A 24,430-nucleotide genomic window follows, 5' to 3' on the forward strand; every position below is an offset into this window, starting at 1 on the left:
CGATCAGCCGCCGGACGCGAAGACCAGCTTGAGAAACGCGTCGTGCTTGTAGGATGACGACTTCGCGAAGTGCACGATGACGAGTCCGCGCGAGGGGATGACGTACATCGCTTGGCCTGCCGCTCCGCTCGCATAGAAGAGATCGTCGGGGGCGTTCTTCGCGCCGAGCCACCAGCCAAGACCGTAGCGCGTATTCGCTTTCGAGCCTTTGAAACATGGCGCGAAATCCGCGTGCCGTTCGCAGACGAACTGCCCATACTTGATCCACTCGAGCGGCGCGATGAACGCGCCGGTCGGCAGCGGCTTGGTGCCGTCGCCGAGCGTTCGCCACTTGTCGATGCGAAGACCGATCGGGTCGAGGATGCGGCGCGTGAGATAGTCATGCGGCGTCTCGCCCGACGCCGCGAGCTTGCGCGCCAGCACGGCGCCGAATACCTGGAGGGGTATGCCGCCGTAGGTGAACTTCGAGCCGGGCTCGTTCTTCAGTTCGACATCGAGCGCTTTGGCATATGTGGGGACCGCGAGGCCCATGCCGCCGAAGCCGATCCCGCTCGTGAGCTGCAGGAGCTCGCGCAGCGTCACTTCGCTCTTCCACGGCTCGAGGCCCCAGGCGGGGAACGTCTGCGCGACGCGCTCGTCGAGTTCGAGCAGGCCGTCGCTTTGTGCGAGCATTGCCGCGACGCCCCAAAAACTCTTGGCGCCGCTGTAGAGCGGGTGCGGCGTCGATCCGTCGTGACCATCGCCGTAGGCTTCATCGACGACGCGGCCATCGCGAGAGACGACGAGTGCGTGCAGATCGTGTTTGCGCGCGTACGCGAGCGCTGCGGCTGAAATCGTGCTCATCGTCGGCAGGTCGACCCCGCTAGCCGATCTTCGCTCCATAAGCCAACAGCGGTTTCGCCTTTTTCGCGAGCGCTACGACGCGGCTGATAAGCCGTCTGCTCGCGACGTCGGAGTCCGACAGGTCTTCGCCGGTCGTGAAGGATCCGAGGCGGAAGTAGTCCGCGGTCGGAGTGTCGGCCTGTGCTTCGAAGCCGCGCGGCATGCGCTTGAGCGCTTCGTGCCCCTGCGAGATCTCAAGGCCGCTTCGCTCGAGCGCACGCAACATCGTCTGGAAGGCCTTCGGATCCTTCGCCATCGCGGTGCGCCAGCGGTTGAGCCGTTCTTTGTCGAGCTCGTAGAAGGCGACGGCCATGAATGATCGCTTCGGCTGGATGTGGATGTAGATGCCGCCGGGCGACTCGTCCGGTCCGCCGCTCGTGGACGCGAGATACGCGCCGAGGTTCGTCTTGTACGGGCTCTTGTCGCGCGAGAACCGGATGTCGCGGTAGATCCGGAATATCGACTTGGTCGGGACCGCGCCGATGGGGATCTTCGCCTTGCGCAGCGCCTCGGACGTATCCGCGACGAGCGCTTGCAGCGGTTCGAGCAGCTCGGTCTCGTAGATGTGTTTGCGCGGCAAGAACCACGAGCGATCGTTGTGCTTCGCAAGATCGGCGAGAAAGCGCATGCCGGCTTTCGAAAAGCCGGTGAAATGCTTCGCGTCTTCGGTCTTGGCCATCTCACGGTCGAGATAAATCTCGACCGCTCCCTTTTCCTCTAGATTGGGAAGGCCCCGGCGGTCGACCGTAAAGGTCGACCGCTCCCTTTTCTTCGACGTCGACGCGGCGACGGCGTTCCGTTAGCGGATGACCGCTTGAGCGTTGAGCGCCTGGCCCGCGATCGCGTCGAGCTCCTCGAGGTGCGCGCGGGTCAGCTCGTCGAGGCCGGGCCTTGCGAGCGCCGAGTGACAGTCGGTGCGCAGAACTTCCAGATCGAGCCGAGCAAGCGCGCGGGCGTCATCGGGCGTCCCTTGTTGCGGCGACGTCCACAAGGCGCCGAGCCGCTTCGCATATCTCGCCTGCAGGTTGCGCATGACGACGCCGTCCGACGACGCGCGACCGTTCGCGATGTCGCCGTATATCGAGTTCTGCGCCCAATCGAAAAGATCCGTGATCGACATCGTCTGACCCGGCGCGTACTTCATCTGGAGTGCGTCGAGGCGCGACAACGTCAGCGGTGCGAAAAGCTCGGACAACGCCGTGTCCTGCGCGACGCCGGCAAGCCCCGCAACGTCTATGTCGTGCCTGCCGCCCGGATTGTACGCCCAGGTCGCGAACCCGCCGATGGTGCTTTGCTCGGTATACGTCAACTGTGTGAGCACCGCCGGGCTGTAGTGCCACGCCGAATCCGAGAACAGGTACTGATCGAGAAGGCCCCATGCCCGCGCTTCCTGGCTTCGCGGCACGGCCTGGACTCCTGGTTTCTCACCAGGGTCGCCGCGCCGGCCGCGAGAGAGATACTCGCCGCCGATGACGTGAGCCGTCATATCCGCGCAGCGAGCGTACTGCCTGAACGGTACGCCGAACGCGTTCCGGGCATCCTGGTTCGGTTGTTCGTATCGCGGGAAACGCGACGCGACAGCATTCATGTCGGCATGATCGAACTTCATCTGCACGCCGCACCAGTTCAACGGATCGTTCGAGAGGTCGAACTGCTGGACGCGCGGATCGATCGCGTGGCCGTCGGGCCACGACACGTCCTCGTCGGATGCGAAAGTCAGGTGCGGGTCCGCCCACTGCGACGCGATGCGCCGGAGCGTCGGGAGCTCTTGCTGCGGCGTGCTCGCGGTGATGTAGGAGTAACCGTAGTCGATCGCATGATAGTCGTATGGGCCGAGCACGAGTTGCGCGTAGTCGCCTTGCGGCGTCCCTTTCGGCCACAAGTTCACCGGCGCATACTCCATCACCGACGACGAGACGCCGTACTTATCGGTGAACGCTTTCGATTGTAAGTCCCTCGCGGTATACGCCATCGAGCCTATGAAGTTGTGCTGGAGTCCCATGTCGTGTCCGGACTCGTGCAGCACGAGGGCACGAAGGTTTTGCATCGCGTACGCCTTGCGCGCCGCCGGGTCGTCGGGCAGACCACGCGTCGGCGCCACCCAGTACGTATAACTCGCGCCGTATCCGGTCGCGACGACCGAATCGATGTTGATGCCCGCGTTGATCTCTTCGCCCGTGCGAGGATCGTTGACGATGAGCGCTTCGGCGCCGTACTGCGGCGACGACGAATCGAACCAGCGCACCATGTTGTGGCGCATGTCCTCCGGATCCCAACTCGGGTCGTCCGGCTGATCCTGGACCTGGATCGCGTTCAAGATCCCGACCCGTTTGAACGCGTCGTTCCATGTGAGAAGCGCCGCCTTGATGGGGGCACGATATTCGTTCGGCACATCCTTGCTCAGCGTGAAGACGAGCGGATGCTGCGCGACTGAAGGCTTGCCGGGCGTTGCCGGTTCGAAGTTCCAGCGCGACAGGAAAAACATCTGGCGCGTCGGGTTTTGGTCGGTGCCGAAGTCGAGCTGCGCGAGCGTGAAATAGCCGACGCGGTCGTCTGCGATACGCGGGCGATAGCCGTCGTTCGGCGCAGCGATGAGGTTGTATTCCATATGGACTTCGAGGCTGCGCGCGTCGGGCGCGTTGTCGACGAGATCCGGCGCGCTGCTCGCCCACGTCTGGCTTACCTGAAGCAGGTCGTTCGTCGGAAACGCCGCCGTGCGCATGAAGAACGTGCGGCTCGGGTCGAGCCGGTATTGCGCCTCCGGATTATCGGCCTCGCCTTGGAAGATCGCCTCGAAATATGCGACGTCGCCGAGGAACGGGCTAGCGGAGACGACCACCGATCCGGTCGACGCGTCTTCAGCGGAGATCGGTACGACTGCGATGACGGAATTCGGGAACGACTCCTTGACCCCGGCCTCCCGCTGCGCGCTGTTGCCGTAGGTGAAATTCGTGTTCGGCCAGCGCATGATGACCTTGCCGCCTACGCGGTCGAACTCGATCGTGCGCGCGGGAGCGACGTACGGCTCGCCCGGCGCCGGGCCGAAACCGCCAAGACCGGTGTTGGGTACCGAGGTCTCGATAAATTCCTTGCCGAGCTGCGAAGCGGAGATGACGAGATAGACCTTGTCGTCTTTTGTCACGATCGGGAAGAGGCCGTTCTGCACGGTCGCACCTTGGACGAAATCGGCATACGGCGCGGGTCCATTACCGGAACCGCCGCCGGCGCCCGAACCTGATCCGGCAGCCGCACCGCCTCCCGCAGGCGCCGCGGACGCGACGCTGACACAGAACGCGGCGGAAAATACGAAAACGATGGCGGTGAGAACTACGCGACGGATCATGCGTCCCTCCACGGTCGGCGGGTACTCGGGAAAGCGCGTGTTTACTCGCTTTTCGCTTTCCCCACCTGTCTGCGGCCGCTGAAAATGAAGAGGCCGGAGAATAACTCCGGCCTCTCGTGTGCTAGAACGGATGGAAGCGCAGTCTACGTCACTTTGCACGGAACGAGGAAGCTGTTGCCGATCGCATCGGCGATCGTGATCTTCGTCGTTCCCGCACCCACAGACGTCACGACGAAGATGTTCGCTTTATTGCCCGCCGCAACGCTGCATACGCCTGGGCTCGTGCTCTTCGCCGTCCACGATGATGTGCCGGGCTCCGTCACAGTGAGATTCTGCGTCTGGCCGGTGCCGCCGAAGTTGATCGACGACGGCGAGACTGTCAACGGCGACGGGATGTAGACGTCGGTCTTGTTGTCGCTCTCAGCGGACCAAAAATTATGATCCGGCCCGAGCACGATCTGATAGACGGTTCCAGTCGCGTACGGCGGAACATACGTCGTGAAGGCGATCGAGACCGGATTGAATTCGCTTATGTACGTTCCGCTGCCGTTTGCGAACCAGATGTTCTTGTCTGGGCCTACCTGGAGCGCCTGGGGGAAGTAGCTGACTTGGAACGCATCGTACCAGACCTTGGCGACACCGGCGGTCGTTATCTGGCCGATATATTGGCTGTTGCAGACGAAGTAGAGATTGCCGTCCCCGCCGTTGATGATGCTTGACGGGTTGCAGCTCAGGCTCTGCGAAGCCAGGCTGAATTCCTTGATCGCCTTCGTCGTCGGATTTATGTTCGCTATGATGTTGTTGTTATACTCGGTGAACCAGACGTTTCCGTCGGGACCGGTCGTCGTGTCGCCGTACGAGTTCGACGTCGCGCCGGACGGATACGAGAACTCGGTTATGGTGCCCGTCGTATTGATCTTCGCGAAATGCGACTGCTCGGTGTACCACACGTTTCCATCCGGGCCGAGCGAGAGGCCGCCCGAACCGTTATAGTCGCCGCTCGGGATGTCGTGTACCGTCAATCCCCCTTTTGTCGTTGCGATGCCGATGACGTACTTGTTGTTGTTGTAGTCGAAGTTCGTGCCGCCGAAGTAGAAATTATGGTCCTTGCCGACCGTCGACCCGTAGCCGGTGTTGAAGTTGCACTGCGACGACCCGCTGCACGTATACTGCAGCGCGACGAGCTTGGTCTTACCGGTCATCTGGACTTGCAGCAGGCCGCCTGAGCTGTTGCCGAACCAGAGGTTCTTGTCGGACCCGACGACGGCGGTGTAATTGGTCCCGTAGCCCGACGGCGGATCGTTGAACTGGGTCCAGTTGATCGGGGTCTTCCCGTTTTGAACCACATGGTTATTGACGCCGTGGCCTGACGACGGCGACTGCATGATGCTGTTGTGCGTTCCGCCGCAGCCCGCGATCAAGAGACTGACGCCTGCCGCGAGCGCACCAATACGAATATTCACGACGAACCTACCTCGCTTTTTGAAAGGTCATGATTAGTTTTAAGCGGGCGAAACGCGGGATGAACTACGTATGAATGGTCCGACCGCGCTCAGATAGTATCAAAAACGGACGAGCTGGCGATAGCCTAACCTTTCGGCCCGTCGCAGGGTCGAAAGTCCCGATAGACGCGAACAATCGTTTGGCTTATGTTACTGCTTCGTCGCGTCGACCTCGACGATCGCGGGCTGATCGCTCGAATTGATCGTGCGTAGGGCCTCAAGCGTCATGCCGACGGGCGCGCTCGGGTCGAGCGCGTCGGTGATCGACATGCCAAGACGCTGCTTCACCTGGTCGTCGATCGGTCCTCGCATCGACTGCGGAAGCATCTTGTACTTGTCGGCGAGGCCGATGAGAAAACCGAGTTTCGCGTGCGCGACCTTCGTGTCGATGACCGCGACGACCGCGCCCTTCGCCCCGTTCTTGAAGACGCCGTACGTGACGCCGTACTTCGCCGCGATGCTCGCAGCTTGCGCGTTCTGCGCCGACGCGACGTGCGTGTATCCCGCCGGCGGCGCGCTCTCCGTCTTTGCCAGCCACGCCTTCGCATCGGCGATCGAGCCGCTCGCTTGCGCGATGACGGAATGTCCGCTGTACGAGCCCGCTCCTTGCGACAGCACGGTCCCGCCGCCGCCGCCGGCGGTGACGGTTTGATTGAACGGCTTCGCCGCAAGGATCTTCGCGTCAGCGGCAAGCGGGAAGTCGGTCGGATTCGCGATCGCCCCCGCGGGGGAACCATTCGACGCCGGCCCATTATTCGACGACTGCTGGCTGTTGCAGCCGGCGACGACGAGTCCGAACGCGGTGATGGCGACGATGATCGATCTCTTCACGTCAAGCCCTTTCCATCGAAATTAGGTCGGGTTGTCGGACGGTAAATTGCCGCCGGAGCCGTTCATCATCTTCGAGTGATGCGTGTGCATCGCGCCGGCCATGTGGAAGCCGGCCGCATCCGCGGCTGCCTTGCACATGTACTTGCCGTTCTTCGTGCGTCCGTAGTATGGATCGCCGGACTCGTGATACGACTTCGACTTCAGGTTGACCCAGACGACATCGCTGCTCGAGCAGCCGAGGTCCTTCGGAACCGGCGCCATCGCCGTCATCGGGAGGGCTGCTTGTTCTCGCTGCGCTTCGGTGGTCGGTGCCGCGGTCGCTTGCGACGATGAGCCCTGCGAGCCACCGCCGCAACCTGCGAGGACGGCGGCTGCGACGAACAGCGAGACGATCGTGGATCTTCGGACGAAGGATATCATGTCGAAACTCCGTTCGCCGGCGCAGCGACACAGACGTCGCTCACCGGTCAAGAATGACAGAAAAGCGCGTCGGCGCTTATGCGATGCGGTTCGGCGGTCTCGCACGCCGTGCCTTCGGTGGGATCAGGTCCCCGCGACCAATCGAGCGAGCGCGAACGCGACCGCCGCTGCGGCGCCGCCGATGACGAGCGTCTGGGTCGCGCTTCGAAGCCACGAGACGCCCGTCGCCCGACCCTTCGCCGCACCGAACAGGCCGAGCGCTATCGCCGTGATCACGCATGATATGTAGAGGCCGTGTGTCGAGTCCGGCACGATCATGTACGGAACGAGCGGGATGAGACCGCCGACGACGTACGATCCGCCGATCGTGATCGCGCTGATCGGCGCGCGCCGTCGATTCGGTTTTTCCAGCCCGAGCTCGAAGCGCATCATGAAGTCGATCCAGCGCCTCCGGTCTTTGACGAGCTCCGCCGTCACCTTATCGGCGTCGGCCGCTTCGAGACCATAGCTGCGGAAGATCGACGCGACTTCGAATCGCTCGGCGTCCGGCATCTCGTCGACTTCGCGCTCTTCGCGCTGCACTTCGCTTTCGTAGTGCTCTGCGTCGGTCTGCGCCGCGAGATAACCGCCGAGTCCCATCGATATCGCACCTGCAGCGAGTTCCGCGACGCCGGCCGTGACGACGATGTGCGATGCGGCGATCGCGCCCGAAATGCCGGCCGCAAGCGCGAACGGCACCGTAAGTCCGTCGGACATCCCGATGACGATGTCGCGGATCGTCTCGGGCGCGGCGAAATGCCGCTCGCCGTGAATCGCCTTTGTGACTCTTTCCGCTCTCACCACCGTCACCGCGTGCCCGAAGGCCGGACTCGGTAGATGACGCCGTTCGCATCGTCAGCGACGAAAATGCTCCCTTGCGAGCCGACCGCGATGCCGGTCGGACGCCCTATGTAACCCGTTCCTGACGACGAGCCGAAGCCCCACATGAACGAGGTCCACTGCTTGGTCGGATCGCTCCAATCGACGGACGTCGAAGGCACATCGCCGGACATCCGCACGTATGCGACGTCAGGCGGTGTCGACGGACAGCAATGCCACGAGCCATGCGACGTCACGAAGAGCGCGCCGGCAAATGCCGTCGGGAAGCGATACGCGCCGCCGGCGCTCGACGGGTAGAACGTCGCGCCGATGTGCGTCGCGTAGGCGGCGAACTCGACGAGCGGCACGCCCACCTTCGAACAATTCGCGCCGGGCGTGTACGCGTGGCGGTTCTCCTCGCAGTCCGGCCATCCGTAGTCGACGGGGTTTCCGCTCTGCAGCGTCACCGCGTCCATGAACTCGTACGGGTGACCGTACGGCAGCTTGTCTTGACCTGCGCCGCCCGCCCACAACGTCGATGTCGCCGCGTTGATGGCAAGCGCGATCGGGTTTCTGATCCGAGTCGCAAGCGTGTGCATGCCCGAGCCGTCGACGTTCATCGCTTGGACCGAGGCTCGCGTCGGATCGACTTCGACGCACGCGTTGCACGACGAGCCGACGCCCACGTAGAGCGTCGACGACGTCGCCGCAACCGAACTGGTGATATGGACGTCGCCGTCGGAGCCGGGTGAGATAGGGCCCGTCCGCACCGAAGCGATGTGCTGCGCCGACGAAGACGGTTCGCTGCGATCGCCAGTCTTATACGGAATGCGGTAGACGTTGTATTCGGTCGCCGCGTAGATCCAAGAGTGGTCGGGCGAAAGCGCGATGCCGTCCGCCGGCGCATCGGGCAAAGAGATGAAGGTCTGCGCGGAGCCTGCAGCGCCTGGCGCCTCGGCGTTCGGCACGATGACGAGCGTGTTGCCGCTGGTCCCTACGAGAAGATCGCCGTTCGGAAGGCCGACGAGCTCTCGGGCGCCGGACACCGAGGCGATGGTTGAAGATGTGAAGCCCGACGCGATGTGGATCCGCGGATCGGTTGTCGGCGCGGGGCTCGCGCTACCGGACGGTGAGGGCGCCGCGGTCGGGTGGGCGAGGCTCGTACCTTGGCCGGCGTTCGCACATGCTGCGGCGACGACCGCCGCGGCGACCGCCGCGAGGCAACGGCTAAGAATGATGGTGGTGCGCATGGGATATCCATGTTTCTGGTGCTTCGCGACCGGGGACCTCCCCGACGTGAGGCGCGAGCGAATCACGATGCGCTCGAGCGAACGCGTGCCGCTTCGAGCGATTTCGGCTCTCCGATCGTGCCGAGCGTGCTCAACCAGATGTCGACGGCCCGATCGATGCGCGCTCGATCGTGCGTCGCGCAGAGGTCGAGCATGAAACCGCGATAGCCGGCGAGGACGACGGTCGCGATCGCGCGCGCGTCCGCTCGAGAGTGACCGGCTTCGATGAACGGCCGCGCTATATACTTCAGCCACTCGCCGATGGCGTCGGCGATGAACGACGCGTAGCGTTTCGGTTCTTTCAACGCGAGCCCGTAGAGCTCGAAGAAAAGCCTGAAAGTCGGCTCGGCCTTCGGCGAACTCATGATATCCCAGGCCGCGCGGCATGTGTCGACCGCGCTCGTCGATTCCTGATCGCGAACGCGGTTGAAAAGTTCCCGCTGCCGCTCGCGCAGGCGGGCGATCACCTGCATGAGGAGATCGTCCTTCGACTTGAAACGGTAGAGCAGCAGTCGCGGGCTCGCGCCGACCGCGCGAGCGAGCGGTCTCAGCGCAAGATCGATGACGCCGTGAGCGAGGACGTAGCGGACGACGCGGTCGAGCAGTTCTTCGCGGCTGCGTTCGTCGACTGGCCGGGTCATGGCCCGATCATATCATACTTGAAACACTCGTTTCAATATTATGACGCACACAAGACCGCGCCGCGAGCGTGTCGCTCTCGCGGGCACGCGGCGATTCGGGAAATATTTGGCTTTCGCCGCCTCAGAACACCCGCTTTAGAGCGACACGCTCGCGGCGCGGCTCTTCGTGCAGAGTCGTCTCGGTCGAGCAGAAGCTCGACCGCTACAGCTCGATGGCGTCTTGCTCTTGCAAGAACTGCGCGCGATACAGCTCGGCATAGAGGCCGGCGCGACGGAGCAGCTCGGCGTGCGTGCCGGATTCGACGATGCGCCCGTCGTCGACGACGAAGATCTTGTCGGCGCGAAGCACGGTCGAGAGGCGGTGCGCGATGACGAGGCTCGTCCGGTGTTCCATGAGCGGCTCGAGCGCCGCTTGGATGAGCGCTTCGGAGGTCGAGTCGAGCGAGCTCGTCGCTTCGTCGAGGATGAGTATGCGCGGGTCTTTGAGCAGCACGCGCGCGATCGCGAGCCGTTGCCGCTCGCCGCCCGACAGTTTGTGTCCGCGCTCGCCGACGATCGTGTCGAACCGCTCCGGCAGCGCTGCGATCGTGTCGTAGATATTCGCCGTCTTGCATGCGGCGATGAGGTCGGCTTCGGTCGCGTCCGGCTTGCCGTAGCGAAGATTGTCGGCGATCGAGGCATGGAAGAGGAACGTCTCTTGCGTCACGATGCCGATGTTGCGGCGCAGCGAGTCGAGCGTCAAATCGCGGATGTCGTGACCGTCGATCCGGATGACGCCCTCTTGCGGGTCGTAGAACCGCGGCAAGAGCGCGAGCATCGTCGTCTTCCCGGCGCCGCTCGGCCCGACGATCGCCGCCACTTCGCCCGAACGGACGCGCAGCGAGATATCGTCCAGCGCCCAGCGATCGTCGCGATAGCGGAAACGGACGTGGTCGAACTCGACGTCGCCCTCGCAGTTCTTCAGATCGAGCGCGAGTGCGCGCTGTGGTGCTTCGACCTTCATATCCAAGTAGTCGAAGATGCGCTCGAACACCGCGAATGCGCTGACGATCTGCACTTGGACGCCGACCAACGCGGCCGCCGGCCCGTAGAGCCGTGCGAGATAGCTGACGAACGCGACGATCGTGCCGACCTCGAGTCCGGAGCGTATCGCCATGATGCCGCCGCCGTACCAGATGATCGCGGGTCCGATGACGACGAGCGCCGTGACGACGGCCAAGAACCAGCGCCCGACGAGAGCCAGACGGATCTCGAGATCCATGAGCTTCGTACCGGCTTCGTGGAAGCGCACCGCCTCCTGCGGTTCTCGCACGAACGACTTGACGAGCGTGATGCCCGATAGCGACAGCGTCTCTTGCAGGAGGCTTTCTATGACGTCGCGCTGTTCGCGCGTCTTCTTCCGGACGGCGAACATCGCGCGTCCGACCGGTGACAGCGGGAGTATCATGATCGGGACGACCGCGAGCGACAGCAGCGCGAGTCGCCAATCGAGCACGAAGATCGCGACGACCGTCGTCAAGATCATCGCGACGTTCGTCACGACGGTGACAAGCGTACCCGTCACGACGCTGTCGATTGCATCGACGTCGTTGGACACGCGGTTCATGATCTCGCCGGTCTTCGTCGAGGCGAAGAACGAGAGCGGCATCCGATGCAGATGGCGGACGAGCGCATCGCGCATGTCGCGCATGATGCCTTCGCCGACGAGCGCGTTCAGATAGCCTTGCCACGTGCCGATCCCGGTCGCCGCCAACGCCGTCGCTATCATCGCTCCGACGTAGACGGCGAGCTCACGAGCGTCGCCGTGGCGGATCGCGCCGTCGATGATGAGCTTGGTGAAGTACGGCGGCAGCACGCCGAGCGCGCTCGTCACGAAGATGCAGGCGAGCACAAGCGCTTCTTCACGCCAATAGGGTGCGAAGTAGGCGAAGATGCGCCGCATGTCGACCCGCTTTTCGACCTTCGGCCGTTTCGGGTCGAATTGCGACGACCACATCATGTGGAAGGGTGTTGATCCGCCGCCGAGCATACGTCTGGTTTCTGCTCGCGCGCTCGGATAATCCCGCCGCGAGGGGCGGCAGCGCGGCTCGCGCTACCTGCCCGATCGGGCGGGAGCGTCTACCCGGACGAACGTATGGAGTTCAGCCGCCGTACTGCCGGAGCGCGCGTCGCGCGGAGTCGTGATTCGGGTTGATCTGAAGGACTTTCCGCCAGCATTCGAGCGCGTATTGGCGGTCGCCGTTCTTCAGCGCCGCGTAGGCGAGATAGTCCCAAGCGAACTCTTTGGTCGGATCGCGCTGAACGCTCACGCGCAAGGCATCTTCGGCTTTTTTATAGTCGTGGAACTTCAACAAGTAGATGCGGCCGAGGTCGAACGGCAGCGTCGCGTTGCCTGGCACCGCCTTCTCGCCGGCCTCGAACGTCGCCGCCGCCTCTTGGAGCCTCGACTGCTTGCTCTCGTTCCAGAAATAATAGAGCTCGCCGAGATGGATCCAGCCGTCCGGGACCGCGGGGTCGATCGCGATCGCCTTCTTATAGTAGTGTTCCGCCGAGTCGGGGACGAGGGCCGCTTCGAACGTGACGCCGCGATACGCCGCGACGACGGCGAAGATGGGTCTGAACAAGAGCCACCCGCCTACGAGCACGATGACGAGGATGATCCAGCGGTCGTACGTCCTGATGACGTACGGCCGGACGTCTTTCGTCTCGCTCCGATCGCTCATGCGATAACCGCGAAGAACAGAGCGAGGAACACCAGGATGTAGCCCGCCGACATCTCAGCGACGAGATGCCAGCGCTTGACCGACGCATTGCGCATGTACCACGGCGCGAACGATCCGACGAAGAACACCGGTATGCCGTGACCGACGCCGAAGGCGAGCATGAGGAGCGCGCCGTTCAGGACTTCGCCGCGGAAGGTCGTGACCGCCAACGCACCGAGCATGATCGGCGTCGCGTCAGGCGCGATGAGGAACGCGAATCCGAAGCCGAGGAGAAAGGCTCCGACGAGACCGTGCCTCAGCACCGGCATCGACGGCATCGGGATCTTCACGTCGATCAGCCGGATGAGCTGAAGGCCCATGACGAAACAGAGCGCCGCGGTGAAGTAATAAAGGAAGCCCGTCATCATGAGCAAGCGGCCGAACGACCCGGCGAGGAAGCCGACGCTGCAGTAGACGACACAGATCCCGAGCACGAATGCGAGCGACATCTGCACGGCCGACCAGAACGTCTTCGCCTCGTGACCGGCGTAGTTGACTATGGCCACCATGCGGGGAACGCTCGATGGGCTTATCGCGCTGACGATGCCGCCAACGAACATCACGAGCAGCGCGACGCCGAAGTCCTTGTGCACGACGTCGCCGATCTTGTCGGCGAGCGCGTAGACGTTGGTCCAATCCATTATAATTGCCTTAAGATTAGTATCGGCACCGCGGGGCCAAACCTATGCGGGACATGCCGTTCGTAGAGCATTCACGAACGGTTCGTAGAATGAAGTCCGCGATGATCACGCCCGCCGAGATCGCCGCGCTCATCCGAGTTGCTTTGCCCGACGCCACCGTCGAGGCTCAAGATTGGTCCGGCACCGGAGACCACTACGATGTCCGCGTGGCATCCGAAGGGTTCCGCGGCTTCTCGCTGCTCGACCAGCACCGCATGATCTATGCCGCCGTCGACGCCGCGCTCAAGGACGGCCGGCTTCACGCGATCCAGATCAAGACCGAAACAAAGGAACGACATGGCTAACGACCTCAAGACGGCGATCGAGGCCGAGATAAATGGCTCGAAGATCCTCGTCTACGGAAAAGGTACGAAGACCGCCCCGCGCTGCGGCTTCACGCTGGAGACGATCCAGTTCTTCGACGCGCTCGGCTACCCGTTCGAGGTCATCGACGTGCTCGCCGACGACGAGAAGCGCCGTGCGCTATCTGATATGACGAACTGGCCGACCCTGCCGAAGGTGTTCATCGCCGGTACTTTCTACGGCGATACCGATATCTTAGGCCCGATGCGCGACAGCGGCGAGCTGGAGACGTTGCTCGAGGCGGCGTTCAAAGAGAAGGTCTGAAGCGCTCCATCGGGGTTACCCCCCCCGTGACCCGCATCATGGTCCCACCAGGGGGCCAAGCGCGAGCGCTGACCGAATCCACACAGTCCTCGTTATGGCCGAGACACGCTTGTATTTGAGATGAGCGCTTCAGCGTTTGGCCGGGTGGCGCGCCGCCCGGGATCGAGATTGGACCGAGGCGGCGGCACCTTCACGGCCGGCACCGTCCTCGCGATCGCGCTCGTCGTCTCGATCGTCGGATCGATCGTCACGTACGTCTCCGTGCGCGGCGCGTTCGCTCAACACGTCTACGTCGACGAGGCGCAGTCGAGTCTCGCTTCGCTCTACCTTTTGCAGCTCGAACAGGACACGGGGCTGCGCGGTTTCCTCTCGTCGGGTCAGCGCGGGTATCTCAACACGAGTTCTACCGAAGCGGACTTCAACGCCGCGTGGCAAGCGCTGCGCGTCGCAAGTCAGCGCGCGCAGCTGCAAGTCGATAATCTTCTGCTCTCGGACCTCCTGCGCACCCACGAACGGTGGCTCTCGCAGGTCGCGATCCCGCTTGAAACGCGCCCGAACGGGCCCGACCAGCTCAAGCAGTTGACGCTCGACAAAGCGCTCACCGATCGGATGCGCGACGACTTCCAGCGGTTGCAGACCCTCTATGCAAGCCAGGCGCAGGCTGCATCCGATCGCATCCAAGATCTGCTGCGACGCGCCGCGATCAGCACTGCCGCGCTCATGCTGCTCTTCGGTTGCGCGGCGATCGTCGCCGATCTCTATCGCTCGCGGACGCAAGCGGCGCTCGAGCGCGAGCGGACGGTCGCCGACACGCTGCAGCGTGCGTTCCTCAGCGGCTGGGATGCGCTGCCGTACCTGCACGTCGGGACCGCGTATCTCTCCTCGACGCGAGAGGCGACGATCGGCGGCGATCTCTTCGACATCCATCGCATCGACGACCATCGCACCCTACTGCTCGTCGCCGACGTGAGCGGCAAAGGTCTCGATGCCGCCGTCGGGACCGCGCAGGTGAAGTACTCGATCCGCACGCTCGTCGAGGACTACATGGACCCTGCGGTCGTGCTCGCCAAGTTCAACCGGCAGTACATCAGGTCGCAGCGTGACCCGTCCGCGTTCGTATCGGTGTTCGTCGGCATCTTCGACGAGCGTGACTGGTCGCTGCGCTACGCGAGCGCCGGCCATTCGCCCGCGTACGTCCGTCGAGAGGACTGGGTCGAGCAGCTGCCGGTGACGGGGCCGCTTCTCGGCATCGTCGATGATGCGACGTTCTCCTCGGTCACAGTCGCTATCTCTGCGGGCGACACGATCGTCCTCGCGACCGACGGTCTCACCGAGGCTCGCGATAGCGCCGGCGTGCTCGTCGACGACGACGGCGTCATCCGCTGGATCCGGGATGGCGAACGCGACCCGCAGCCTCTCGCCGCCGAATTGGTCTCAAAGGTGACGCGCTTCGCAGGCGGCCGGATCAACGACGATTTGGCGCTGCTCGTCATAACCGTCGAACGTCCCACGGTACCGCCCAGCAGCTGGAAGGCGGCCTTCGATATGCCCTCGAGCGCGGCTACCAGGACCGGGGACGGCTGACGACCGCTTGCGCTACGGTTTCGCCTGCGAGGAATGCGGCGAGGTCCGCATCCTCAGCCAAGGCCTCACGCACCTGCGCTGGCTGCGCGATCGCGAACACATCGTCCGCGAGGTCGAAGAACACACGTCGTCCGGACTCGAGACGTGGATGTCGGAAGGACTCGCGTTCCTCGCCGACCATCGCGGGCATCCAGTCGTCGTCATATCCGAAAAGACATGATCCGGTCAAGATAAATCTCGACCGCTCCCTAAAAAGAAAAGAGCGAAGCGTATCTTCGCTCTTCCCGTTCGTACCTAGTCTATTTCTTTTTCTTGCCGGTCTTCTTAGCGGCCTTCTTGGTCTTCTTCGCCGCCTTCTTCTTCGCTGCCATTCTTACTCACCTCCATCCTACGGAGTAAATGGGGTGACGCAGCTCTTGCGAGCTCGGCTGATTATTTGCCCAACGCGTCGCTCATTTCCTTTTCCTGCAGACGCGCCGATTCAGTCGCTATGAATGCGTTCGTCGACGCGATCTTTGAGCGGCGAACCGTCGTGAGAATATTTCGCTGCTATCATCTCCGATAAGATCGCGATCGCGATCTCCTCAGGAGTCTCGGCGCCGATGTCGAGTCCGATCGGCGCGTGCAAGCGATCGATCGATTCGAGCGGCATGCCCGAGTCGATGAGGCGCCGGCGTCGCTGCGCTTGCGTCTTCTTGCTGCCGATCGCGCCGACGTAACGTGTGCGGCGTCGCAGCGCGAAATCGAGCGTCGGGTCGTCGAACTTCTCGTCGTGCGTCAATACGGCGACGTACGAGTTCTCGTCGATGCGCAACGCCGGCAGGGCGTCTTGCGGCCATTCCACGACGAGCGACGATGCGTCGGGAAAGCGTTCCCTTGCGTTCAGTCGCTCGCGCGGATCGACGACCGTGACGCTGAAGCCTGCGCGCGACGCGAACGCGCACAGCGCGACGGCGATATGGACGGCGCCGACGATGATGAGCCGCGATTCGGGCACCTGCGGATCGAGGAACAACTCGTATCCGCCGATGCTGCGGACGCGCGAAGCGCCCGATTTTGCTGCGTTTTCGGCCGCTGCGAGCAGCTCCGCGTCGGCCGCGGCCGACCCGAGTGAGCCGTCGAGCCGCCACTCGTCGTCTTCCCCGACAGCCGCCCGTAGGCGCTCGCCGCGGCGATCCGGTCCACCCACGACCGTGCAAAGGACGACGCCCTCATCGAAGACCGGCGTGCGCCCGCGGTCGAGCGATTCGATATACACATCGATCGCGCCGCCGCACGACAGGCCGACGTCCCACATCATGTTCTTGTTGATGCCGTACCGAACGGTCTTCGCTTCTCCGCTCGCGAGCACCGACAACGCTTCGTCTGCGACCGCGCCCTCGACGCAGCCGCCGCTGACCGAGCCCTCGATCCGGCCGGATCGCGTGACGAGCATCTTCGCACCCTCACCTCGCGGCGCCGACCCGTCGACACGGATGACTGTCGCCATCGCAATCGACTCGCCATCTGCTCGCCAGCGCGAGAGGACCTCGTTCAGCTCGCGCACGGACGCTGCGCCCGCGATGGACGCCGATGGTCGACGGTCTGGAGAAGCTGAGCCATCTCGACGAGGCTCTTCATGTTGTTCGCGGGCAAGAAATCGTCGACGAACGGCAGCGCGGCCGCCATGCCGACCGTTTGCGGGCGATAACCGGCTGAACCGAGCAACGGGTTGAGCCAGATGAGCCGGAAGGCGCTGCGCTGGAGCCTGCGCATCTCGCGCGAGAGCAGATCGATGTCGCCGCGGTCCCATCCGTCGCTGATGATGACGACGATCGCGCCGCGCGACAGCACGCGCCTGCCCCACCGCTGATTGAAGGTCTGCAAGCTCTCGCCGATGCGCGTTCCGCCGGCCCAATCGACGACGTATGCCGCGACATCGTCGAGCGCGGCGTGGATCTCCCGGTGACGCAGTTGTCTCGTGATGCGCGTGAGCCTCGTGCCGAACACGAACGCCTCGACCTTGCCGACCGCGTGACGAACCGTGTGGACGAACTGCAGCACGAGTCGCGAGTATCTATCCATCGAGCCGGAGATATCGCAGAGGAGGACGAGATCGCGCTGCTTCGTGCGGCGCACGCGCCGTTCGAGCGAAAGGATCTCGCCGCCATGACGCAAGCTCGAGCGCAATGTGTTCGCCAAGTCGACCGCGCCGCCGCCGCGGCCGGCTCTTAGCCGACGTGTGAGCCGCCGCCCGAGGTCCCAGGCTTGACGCTTCGTCAGGTCGCGCGCGCGCTCGAGCTCGGCCGCGTTCAGACGAGAGAAATCCTTCGAGTAGAGCCCCTCGGCGAACGCGTACGTCGCCGAGCGGTCGCCATCGACGAGATGGAGTCTGTCCTTTTGATCGGCATCGATGCGATCGCGCTCGTCGCGCGCTTCTGACGAAACCGCCGCAACCGCGCGGATCGCGCGTGCGCCGTCAGCCGCATCATCTCCCGTGCGCTCGCTCGGGGCGCCTCCGTTGTCGCGTCCGTCTTCATCGTGCTCTTCTTCGCCGGGCCAGCCGCCCGCTGACGCCCACACTGCGTCGAAGGCGGCATCGAACGAGCGCGCATCGTCGGCGTTTCGGGCGAAGACCGCTCGCGCTGCGGCTCGCGCGTCAGCGCGCGAGCGCAATCCGACGGCGTCGAGAGCTTGAGCGAGCAGCGTCGTCCGGTCCGGTTGCGAACGGAAGCCGTTCGCTCGCAAGCCGCGGCCGAAGACGACCGCATTGCGGCAGAGCTGATCGAAATCGCGATCGCCGTGCCGGGCGCTGCCGCGTTCGGGGATCCGTGGCACGTCAGGCCCGCGCCGCGCGTCGGCTTTGTTCGAAGCGCGCTGTCGCGTTCGTGTCGCGAGCGCGCCGCACGTCCTCTTGATACTTGAGCACGCAGCCGATCGTCTCGGCGACCGTGTGCTCGTCGAGCGATGTCTTTCCCAGTGCGACGAGCGCCGCCGCCCAGTCGATGGTCTCGGCGATGCCGGGGACTTTGAAGAACGGCTCGGACCGCAGCGCAGCCACGTACGCGCTCGCCTCGTGCGCGAGCCGCGCGTCGACGCCCGGGACCTTCGACGTCACGATCGACGCTTCGCGCTCGACGTTCGGGTAGTCTATCCAATAGTAGAGGCAACGCCGCTTCAACGCGTCGTGCACCTCGCGCGTACGGTTGCTCGTCAGGACGACGATCGGCCGCCTCTTTGCGGAAAACGTGCCGATCTCCGGAACCGTCACCTGGAAGTCGGAAAGTATCTCGAGCAGGAACGCTTCGAACTCTTCGTCCGCTCGGTCGATCTCGTCGATGAGCAGGACGGGCGGCTCGCCTTCGTCGTCTTCGATCGCTTGAAGCAGCGGCCGCTTGATGAGGAACGACGGGCTGAATATCTCGCGCTCGACGTCGGCGCCGTCGTCCGCTTTCGCGCGGCTTTCGGCAAGTCGTATATGGAGGATCTGCCTAGCGTAGTTCCACTCGTAGAGCGCGTGGCCGACGTCGAGGCCTTCGTAGCACTGCAGACGGATGAGGCGCCGGCGGAGACCGGCCGCGAGCACCTTGGCGACTTCCGTTTTCCCGACGCCGGCTTCGCCTTCCAAGAACAGCGGCTTCTCGAGTGCGAGCGCGAGGAAGATCGTCACCGCGAGGTCGCGGTCGGCGACATAGCGCTGGTCGGCTAGGAGTTTCTCGACGTCTTCGATGCTTCGTGCGGTGCTCAAAACTCCGTCGGTTTTCGCGCGGGCGGGGACCACAGCCTCCGCCGTGCAACACGCGACGATGGACATCGGACTCGCGGGCTCGAGCGCGCTCGTCTCCGCGTCGACGCGTGGGCTCGGATACGCGATCGCGCGTGGGCTCGCCGCCGAAGGGGCGCGCGTCGCGGTGAGCGGACGCACGCAGTCCGCTGCGGACAAAGCGGCTGCGGAGATAGCGCGCGAAACAGGCGCCGAGTGCGCTGCGTTCGCCGCCGACGTCGGCAAGGACGGCGATCCGCAGCGGCTCGTCGATCAGGTCGTCTCGCGTTTCGGCGGTCTTGACGTCCTCGTGACGAACGCCGGTGGCCCTCCGGCGGGCGGCTTTTCGGACATCGGCGATCCACAATGGACCGCCACGGTCGACGTGACGCTCATGTCCGTCGTGCGGCTCGTACGCTCCGCCCTTCCATATCTAAGGAAGAGCGGCCGCGGACGCGTCATCAACGTCGTCAGTTCGAGCGTGAAAGAGCCCATCGACGGACTCATCCTCAGCAACAGCGTGCGCCTTGCGGTCATCGGCCTTGCCCGGACGATCGCGCGCGAGGTCGCCACGGACGGGATCACCGTCAACAACGTCTGCCCGGGACGCATCATGACGCAGCGGATCATCGATCTCTACGGCGATGAGGCGTCGATAGAAAAGGCGGCCCAGCAGATCCCGATGCAGCGCCTCGGCACGCCCGACGAGTTCGCAGCGATGGCGGTTTTCTTAGCCGGCACCACGGCGAGTTACGTGACAGGTCAGACGATTGTCATCGACGGCGGTCTCACGCGCACGACCTTCTGAGCAGGTCGGCCGTCCCGGGCCCGCCAAAAAGCGTTCGTGTACCGTTGGCTCGTCGGCGGCCTCGTCGTGGTCGCCGTCGTCGTTCTTACAGCCATGTATGTCCCGAGCGACTTCGACCAAGCCCTTCATACATATGCGGGACCGGCCGGACAGGTCGTGGGAACCGCCTTGCCGGAAGCCGTCGTTTCTAACGTCGAGGGCGGACGGATCGACCTGGCGGCCTACAAGGGGCGACCGGTGCTCGTGAATCTTTGGGCGACATGGTGCGGCCCGTGCCGGCGCGAGATGCCCGCGCTCGAGCGGCTCTCAAAGGAGCAGGCCGGACTGACGGTCGTCGCGATCGACCAGCGCGAAGATCCCGCGATCGTGCGGTCGTATCTCAAACGCTTCGGCGTGACGTTCGCGGTGGGCATCGACGATAGCCAACAGCTCGGGACCGACCTGCACCTCATCGGATTGCCGAGCTCGTTCTTCGTCGATCGCGACGGCGTCATCCGCGACGCGGTCGACGGCGAGATGACGTACGACGTGATGAGCGCAAAAGCGCGGGCACTGCTCGCGCGCGGCGCAGGTAAGACCTCGTGAAAGGAATCGCCTCGATGTCCGACTCGGTACGCAAACTGCGCTCGATCGCGCTCATCGCTTGCGCGACTTTCGCGGCGTCCGTCGTCGGCACGGGCGGGTGCTCTCACGGATCTTCTGCGGTCTCGCCGGTCGGAAAGCCGTCGCCGATGGCGAGCGGTTCGCCGACGCCGACGCCGTCTCCGACGCCGACCGCAAACGTCTTCGTCTCGATGGCCTATGCGAGCATGCAGCCGACGATGGATCCGACGTACGGATTTATCGACGGCTACGCCCTTGTCTCGCCGCCGCCGACGCCTGTGAGCAGCCCAACGCCGACTCCTTCGCCAAAACCGAGCCCGACCCCGACGCAGACACCAGGCCCGTCGAGCATCATCACCGTACCGTGTAACTCGAACATCCAGTTCGAGAACTTCGACTCGACGCAGCCGCTCACGGCATCGGTGCTCACGCCGGCGAACCCCGGCGGATTCCCGCCGCAGTTCCCCGTGGGCTACAACAATCCGAACGGTACGAATCCGAGCCCGGTCTTGACGCCGATCTCCTTCCCGGGCTTTGTGTTCTCGACGGGATACGTCACCGCGCTATCGACCACGCGCGGTCCTGGTTTATCGCTCGTCTACTCGACCGGCGGACAAGACGGCACGTGGCTCATCGGCGATTTTCAGAACTACGACAGCTCGCCTTCGATGCGCGGCGTCATCAACGTCATCGGCTGCCCCTAGCGGCCCGCATCGCGCGACGCCCGCGCGCCTTCACGCGCATTTCAGCCCGTTGACCTACCATCGAGTCCGGCGCCGGTGCGACGTGACGCCCTGTCGTCGCCGCCGGCGCCTTCAGCGCACCGTCATTGGAGGCCATACCGAATGTACATCGCGGCATCTCGCGGATCGCGGTGCGCCTATGCACTAGCAGCTGCGGCGACGATAGCGACTTGCATGCTTGCCGCTTGCGCCGGCGGTACGCCGCTCCCGAAGGCAGCGGCCGTCGTCCAGAACTGCATCGCCGTCATGGCGCCGGCAAGCGTCGAGACGATCGGCGTCAATCTGACGAACCCGGTGCAGAACGCGTGCACGGACCCGAAGTATCTAGCGGTCAAAGGATACTTCACCGGTTCGACGGTCACGGCGTCGCAAGTCATCAGCGTCACGGCATCGAGCACGGACGACATCCAGTTCATGAACCTCGACATCCAACCGCACACCGCCGCGGACCTGGGCGGCTGGACGGGAGCTTATCCGACGGCACAGCCGAACGCAGCGGCGACGTCATCGCCCGTCGGCATGGACATATCGACGCCGGGTTTCACCGCCGGCAACATCGATGCGGGAAGCCTATCTCGTAAGTACAAGGCCGACGTTCCCGGCGTCTACATCTTCGGCTGTGCGTATCATTATATCAGCGACAACATGCGCACGATCATCATCGTCAAATAGAAAGCGCTGTCGCTCTCTAAGGGAGCGGTCGAGATTTATCTCGACCGCCGCGGCCTTTAAGAGCAGACCCCGCGCCGCGAGCGTGTCGCTCTCGCGGGCACGCGGCGATTCGGGAAATACTTGCTTTCCGCCGCTGTCTTCGGCGGCTTTCGCCGCCTCAGAACACCCGCTCTAGAGCGACACGCTCGCGGCGCGGCCTTTCTCGCAAGGTCGTCGCCGGTCGAGCTAAAGCTCGACCGCTACGGATTCAGCGTCACGGATTTGAGAGGTCGGTCAGCAGGATCGCCGTGGAAGAGCCTTCGCGTTCGATATGGACCGTGCGGCGGCTGTGCGGATCGAAAAGGGCGAAGGTCGAGCGATCGTGTGCGGCGTCGTACGCATGAGAGGCGCTCTTCGGTAGTTCGGCTGCGTACCAAGCGTCGACCGTTTCGACCGGATCATCCGTGCGATACAAGACGAACGACGCTTTCGAAGACGATTTGCCGGTGACGACCGCCCCAGGATACACCGGCAGTCCCCATTGATGGCCCGCGGGGGCGCGGAGCGACGGCGCGCACGCTGCCGAAAGCGCGATCAGCACCGCCAGACCGGTAGCCTTCAGCGCGAATCTTCGGATCACGAAGTCGACGGCGCGACCTCGAGCGTCGGTAGGATCTTGACGAAGTTCGCTGCCAAGATGTCGAAGTCGGCTGACTCGTACTCCTCGATGCGGCCCTCGTCGCACAGCTGCGTCAGCGCCGGGTCGATCGGAAGCTGCGCCAAAAGCGGCGCGCCGCTTTCGACGACGAGCCGTACGCCCTTGCTCTCCCCGAACAGCTCGTAGCGCTTGCCGGTCTGCGCGTCGGTGAAGTACGACATGTTCTCGACGAGCCCGATGATCGGCGCGTGCAGCTGTTGGACGAGCTTCACCGCTTTGCTGACGATCATGGTCGCCAGCCCTTGCGGCGTGCTGACTAGGACGACGCCCGACACGGGAAGCGCCTGAAGCACGGTGAGCGGCGCGTCCGATGTTCCCGGCGGCAGGTCGACGAGAAGGTAATCTATCTTCCCCCATTCGAGGTCGGTGAAGAACTGGCGGATCGCGCCGGACACCATCGGTCCGCGCCAGATGACCGCCTGCGCTTCATCGTCGAGGATGAGGTTCATCGACATGATCGAGATGCCGCTCGCCGACGTCGGCGGATGCGGCTTGTTGTCGGGTCCAGCGAATGGCCGTTGCGTGACGCCGAAAAGGCGCGCCATGCTCGGGCCGGTTATGTCGGCGTCGAGGATACCGACGCTGTGTCCGCGACGCCGAAGCGCGACGGCCAGAAGCGCCGTGACGAGCGACTTGCCGACGCCGCCTTTGCCCGACATGATGGCGACGACGTTTTCGATGCCTGGTTTTTTCTGACGGTCCATCGGCGGGGTCTTGCCCGACGGGCCGGGTTTCGGCCGAGGCGGCGGCACGGTTCCGTCTGCGACGAAACGGCGAAGATCGTCGATGAGTCTGTCGAGATCGAGACTGTGAACGGCTGCGCCACCTCGAACGGTCTCGCGCGTCGACACGTGACAGCCCGCGCACGGCAGGCCGTGCGCGCCGAACACCTTATCGGCTCCGGGGTGGGCGGTGACGATTTCACTGATTAGCGTGTCTGCCGAGATCATCGTCTGTCAGACGTTCGACGGTCGCGGTGCAGGTTCATCGCGGAGCAACCAAGTGACGTCGACCAACGTCGAAGCGCAGGCAGGACCTTCAGCGTGGTAGAGCCGCGTATCGCTCCGCTCGAACCCGACGAGCGCGATGCTCGTCGACCTCGTGCCGTAACCCGTCTGAGGCCGGTGAACGCAGAGCGCATCATCGGCGCCGGATCCGTGATCGGACAGCGACGCATGCAACCGCGCCGCGAGAACGTCGGCGTCTTCCTCGGCGTCGATCGAAAACGCGCGAGCTTTACTCAATGCGAACGCAGCTTTTGGCGGCGACGGCGCGTCGAGATCCCAGTTCGTGATCGCGTGTGCGCCGTCGTCGATGCGCACGAGCCGCGATCCATCATCGCCGCCGTGCAGCGCGAACGCTTCGTCTGCATCCCCGGCGAACAACACGAACGGATTGAACTCAGCTGCGTCGATGCGCTCGGCGGTCCTGGCGGCTTCCGCGATCGATCGGCTGCGTGCGATCTCGAGAACGAGCACACCGCGCGATCGCTTCGATGGGTCGTGCACGCCGGCGCCGCGTCTGTTGGTCAGCGCGGTGACGATACCGTTTGCGTTGATCGCGAACCACGTGCCGCCGGCCGTCACGTCGCGCCCGCCGACGACGAGGGGATCGGCGCAAAGCGATGTCGGTGTTGTGGCAGGGCGTGCAAGGAACTCGTCACGATTCGCGGCGGCGATGAGGCCGAAGCGATGATGCCGATGCTTCCAGAGGAGTAGGGTACACATGTTTGATGGGGAGAGCCCG

General features: G+C 64.1%; 26 protein-coding genes. 8 read left to right on the forward strand and 18 right to left on the reverse strand.

Annotated elements, in window-relative coordinates; genetic code table 11:
• Window positions 1-3: 3 nt before the first annotated feature.
• The 12 genes from VFO25_03465 to VFO25_03520 all read right to left on the reverse strand — a co-directional run bounded on the left by VFO25_03465 (window position 4) and on the right by VFO25_03520 (window position 13,169).
• Window positions 4-843, reverse strand: a complete 840-nt coding sequence (locus VFO25_03465) for a serine hydrolase domain-containing protein (GenBank protein HET9341964.1) — start codon at window positions 841-843, stop codon at window positions 4-6.
• A 19-nt stretch (window positions 844-862) separates the two neighbouring features.
• Window positions 863-1,561 carry a DUF2461 domain-containing protein gene (locus VFO25_03470; GenBank protein HET9341965.1) on the reverse strand — a complete coding sequence of 233 codons (699 nt, stop codon included), beginning with the start codon at window positions 1,559-1,561 and terminating at the stop codon, window positions 863-865.
• Window positions 1,562-1,681: 120 nt separating this feature from the next.
• Entirely contained in the window at window positions 1,682-4,225 is a 2,544-nt protein-coding gene (locus VFO25_03475; protein ID HET9341966.1) for a zinc-dependent metalloprotease, read from the reverse strand.
• Between the two features lie 143 nt (window positions 4,226-4,368).
• Window positions 4,369-5,688: a hypothetical protein gene (locus VFO25_03480; GenBank protein HET9341967.1), complete on the reverse strand. Its 1,320-nt coding sequence runs from the start codon at window positions 5,686-5,688 to the stop codon at window positions 4,369-4,371.
• 189 nt (window positions 5,689-5,877) lie between these two features.
• Window positions 5,878-6,558 carry a hypothetical protein gene (locus VFO25_03485; GenBank protein HET9341968.1) on the reverse strand — a complete coding sequence of 227 codons (681 nt, stop codon included), beginning with the start codon at window positions 6,556-6,558 and terminating at the stop codon, window positions 5,878-5,880.
• 21 nt (window positions 6,559-6,579) lie between these two features.
• On the reverse strand, window positions 6,580-6,978 hold the full coding sequence (locus tag VFO25_03490; GenBank protein HET9341969.1) for a hypothetical protein: 399 nt from the start codon (window positions 6,976-6,978) through the stop codon (window positions 6,580-6,582).
• A gap of 123 nt (window positions 6,979-7,101) precedes the next feature.
• Window positions 7,102-7,818 carry a VIT1/CCC1 transporter family protein gene (locus tag VFO25_03495; GenBank protein ID HET9341970.1) on the reverse strand — a complete coding sequence of 239 codons (717 nt, stop codon included), beginning with the start codon at window positions 7,816-7,818 and terminating at the stop codon, window positions 7,102-7,104.
• Window positions 7,819-7,823: 5 nt separating this feature from the next.
• Complete coding sequence (locus tag VFO25_03500; protein HET9341971.1) at window positions 7,824-9,086, reverse strand: hypothetical protein; 1,263 nt, start codon at window positions 9,084-9,086, stop codon at window positions 7,824-7,826.
• A gap of 62 nt (window positions 9,087-9,148) precedes the next feature.
• Window positions 9,149-9,766, reverse strand: a complete 618-nt coding sequence (locus VFO25_03505; protein ID HET9341972.1) for a TetR/AcrR family transcriptional regulator — start codon at window positions 9,764-9,766, stop codon at window positions 9,149-9,151.
• Between the two features lie 202 nt (window positions 9,767-9,968).
• Window positions 9,969-11,708: an ABC transporter ATP-binding protein gene (locus tag VFO25_03510; GenBank protein ID HET9341973.1), complete on the reverse strand. Its 1,740-nt coding sequence runs from the start codon at window positions 11,706-11,708 to the stop codon at window positions 9,969-9,971.
• Between the two features lie 199 nt (window positions 11,709-11,907).
• Window positions 11,908-12,489, reverse strand: a complete 582-nt coding sequence (locus tag VFO25_03515; protein ID HET9341974.1) for a tetratricopeptide repeat protein — start codon at window positions 12,487-12,489, stop codon at window positions 11,908-11,910.
• Window positions 12,486-13,169 carry a cytochrome c biogenesis protein CcdA gene (locus VFO25_03520; GenBank protein ID HET9341975.1) on the reverse strand — a complete coding sequence of 228 codons (684 nt, stop codon included), beginning with the start codon at window positions 13,167-13,169 and terminating at the stop codon, window positions 12,486-12,488. Before VFO25_03520 ends, VFO25_03515 begins: the two co-directional genes overlap by 4 nt.
• Window positions 13,170-13,258: 89 nt before the next feature.
• Here VFO25_03520 and VFO25_03525 point away from each other — a divergent pair, with 89 nt between their 5' ends.
• From VFO25_03525 to VFO25_03540, 4 genes are all read left to right on the forward strand, one after another.
• Window positions 13,259-13,513, forward strand: a complete 255-nt coding sequence (locus VFO25_03525; GenBank protein HET9341976.1) for a BolA/IbaG family iron-sulfur metabolism protein — start codon at window positions 13,259-13,261, stop codon at window positions 13,511-13,513.
• The gene (locus VFO25_03530; GenBank protein ID HET9341977.1) at window positions 13,506-13,835 is read left to right on the forward strand and encodes a glutaredoxin domain-containing protein; all 330 of its coding nucleotides are present in this window, start codon (window positions 13,506-13,508) and stop codon (window positions 13,833-13,835) included. The genes VFO25_03525 and VFO25_03530 overlap by 8 nt, the downstream gene beginning before the upstream one ends.
• Window positions 13,836-14,003: 168 nt before the next feature.
• Window positions 14,004-15,419 (forward strand): SpoIIE family protein phosphatase, encoded by a 1,416-nt coding sequence (locus tag VFO25_03535; protein ID HET9341978.1) that lies wholly within the window; start codon window positions 14,004-14,006, stop codon window positions 15,417-15,419.
• A gap of 7 nt (window positions 15,420-15,426) precedes the next feature.
• A complete protein-coding gene (locus tag VFO25_03540) occupies window positions 15,427-15,639 on the forward strand; it encodes a hypothetical protein (protein ID HET9341979.1) in 213 nt (70 codons plus the stop codon).
• Window positions 15,640-15,900: 261 nt separating this feature from the next.
• Here VFO25_03540 and VFO25_03545 read toward each other — a convergent pair whose 3' ends face one another.
• The 3 genes from VFO25_03545 to VFO25_03555 are packed head-to-tail and all read right to left on the reverse strand — an operon-like array spanning window position 15,901 to window position 19,146.
• Window positions 15,901-16,965: an XdhC/CoxI family protein gene (locus VFO25_03545; GenBank protein HET9341980.1), complete on the reverse strand. Its 1,065-nt coding sequence runs from the start codon at window positions 16,963-16,965 to the stop codon at window positions 15,901-15,903.
• The gene (locus tag VFO25_03550) at window positions 16,953-18,236 is read right to left on the reverse strand and encodes a VWA domain-containing protein (GenBank protein HET9341981.1); all 1,284 of its coding nucleotides are present in this window, start codon (window positions 18,234-18,236) and stop codon (window positions 16,953-16,955) included. Before VFO25_03550 ends, VFO25_03545 begins: the two co-directional genes overlap by 13 nt.
• 1 nt (window position 18,237) lies before the next feature.
• Window positions 18,238-19,146, reverse strand: coding sequence for a MoxR family ATPase (locus VFO25_03555; protein HET9341982.1), 909 nt, complete (start codon window positions 19,144-19,146; stop codon window positions 18,238-18,240).
• On the opposite strand from VFO25_03555, the gene VFO25_03560 reads away from it, so the two are divergent.
• The 4 genes from VFO25_03560 (at window position 19,139) to VFO25_03575 (ending at window position 21,987) form a co-directional block, all read left to right on the forward strand.
• Window positions 19,139-19,969, forward strand: a complete 831-nt coding sequence (locus tag VFO25_03560) for an SDR family oxidoreductase (protein HET9341983.1) — start codon at window positions 19,139-19,141, stop codon at window positions 19,967-19,969. The genes VFO25_03555 and VFO25_03560 overlap by 8 nt on opposite strands.
• 36 nt (window positions 19,970-20,005) lie before the next feature.
• The gene (locus VFO25_03565; GenBank protein HET9341984.1) at window positions 20,006-20,554 is read left to right on the forward strand and encodes a TlpA disulfide reductase family protein; all 549 of its coding nucleotides are present in this window, start codon (window positions 20,006-20,008) and stop codon (window positions 20,552-20,554) included.
• 14 nt (window positions 20,555-20,568) lie between these two features.
• Window positions 20,569-21,276, forward strand: a complete 708-nt coding sequence (locus tag VFO25_03570; GenBank protein HET9341985.1) for a hypothetical protein — start codon at window positions 20,569-20,571, stop codon at window positions 21,274-21,276.
• 213 nt (window positions 21,277-21,489) lie between these two features.
• On the forward strand, window positions 21,490-21,987 hold the full coding sequence (locus VFO25_03575; protein HET9341986.1) for a hypothetical protein: 498 nt from the start codon (window positions 21,490-21,492) through the stop codon (window positions 21,985-21,987).
• Window positions 21,988-22,240: 253 nt separating this feature from the next.
• Here the strand turns inward: VFO25_03575 and VFO25_03580 are convergent, their stop codons facing one another.
• From VFO25_03580 to VFO25_03590, 3 genes are read right to left on the reverse strand one after another with little or no spacing between them, the layout of a single operon-like run.
• Window positions 22,241-22,606, reverse strand: a complete 366-nt coding sequence (locus tag VFO25_03580; GenBank protein ID HET9341987.1) for a hypothetical protein — start codon at window positions 22,604-22,606, stop codon at window positions 22,241-22,243.
• Window positions 22,603-23,634, reverse strand: a complete 1,032-nt coding sequence (locus VFO25_03585) for a P-loop NTPase (GenBank protein HET9341988.1) — start codon at window positions 23,632-23,634, stop codon at window positions 22,603-22,605. Before VFO25_03585 ends, VFO25_03580 begins: the two co-directional genes overlap by 4 nt.
• A gap of 6 nt (window positions 23,635-23,640) precedes the next feature.
• On the reverse strand, window positions 23,641-24,411 hold the full coding sequence (locus VFO25_03590; protein HET9341989.1) for an NRDE family protein: 771 nt from the start codon (window positions 24,409-24,411) through the stop codon (window positions 23,641-23,643).
• Between the last annotated feature and the right edge of the window lie 19 nt (window positions 24,412-24,430).

The sequence above is a fragment of the Candidatus Eremiobacteraceae bacterium genome (assembly GCA_035710745.1).
Classification (GTDB): Bacteria; Vulcanimicrobiota; Vulcanimicrobiia; order Eremiobacterales; family Eremiobacteraceae; genus JANWLL01.

Coding starts and splice junctions, on each gene's coding strand:
- VFO25_03465 (HET9341964.1), bottom strand. CDS start 843: ATGAGCACGATTTCAGCCGCAGCGCTCGCGTACGCGCGCAAACACGAT.
- VFO25_03470 (HET9341965.1), bottom strand. CDS start 1,561: ATGGCCAAGACCGAAGACGCGAAGCATTTCACCGGCTTTTCGAAAGCC.
- VFO25_03475 (HET9341966.1), bottom strand. CDS start 4,225: ATGATCCGTCGCGTAGTTCTCACCGCCATCGTTTTCGTATTTTCCGCC.
- VFO25_03490 (HET9341969.1), bottom strand. CDS start 6,978: ATGATATCCTTCGTCCGAAGATCCACGATCGTCTCGCTGTTCGTCGCA.
- VFO25_03500 (HET9341971.1), bottom strand. CDS start 9,086: ATGCGCACCACCATCATTCTTAGCCGTTGCCTCGCGGCGGTCGCCGCG.
- VFO25_03505 (HET9341972.1), bottom strand. CDS start 9,766: ATGACCCGGCCAGTCGACGAACGCAGCCGCGAAGAACTGCTCGACCGC.
- VFO25_03510 (HET9341973.1), bottom strand. CDS start 11,708: ATGCGGCGCATCTTCGCCTACTTCGCACCCTATTGGCGTGAAGAAGCG.
- VFO25_03515 (HET9341974.1), bottom strand. CDS start 12,489: ATGAGCGATCGGAGCGAGACGAAAGACGTCCGGCCGTACGTCATCAGG.
- VFO25_03520 (HET9341975.1), bottom strand. CDS start 13,169: ATGGATTGGACCAACGTCTACGCGCTCGCCGACAAGATCGGCGACGTC.
- VFO25_03525 (HET9341976.1), top strand. CDS start 13,259: ATGAAGTCCGCGATGATCACGCCCGCCGAGATCGCCGCGCTCATCCGA.
- VFO25_03530 (HET9341977.1), top strand. CDS start 13,506: ATGGCTAACGACCTCAAGACGGCGATCGAGGCCGAGATAAATGGCTCG.
- VFO25_03570 (HET9341985.1), top strand. CDS start 20,569: ATGTCCGACTCGGTACGCAAACTGCGCTCGATCGCGCTCATCGCTTGC.
- VFO25_03575 (HET9341986.1), top strand. CDS start 21,490: ATGCTTGCCGCTTGCGCCGGCGGTACGCCGCTCCCGAAGGCAGCGGCC.
- VFO25_03585 (HET9341988.1), bottom strand. CDS start 23,634: ATGATCTCGGCAGACACGCTAATCAGTGAAATCGTCACCGCCCACCCC.
- VFO25_03590 (HET9341989.1), bottom strand. CDS start 24,411: ATGTGTACCCTACTCCTCTGGAAGCATCGGCATCATCGCTTCGGCCTC.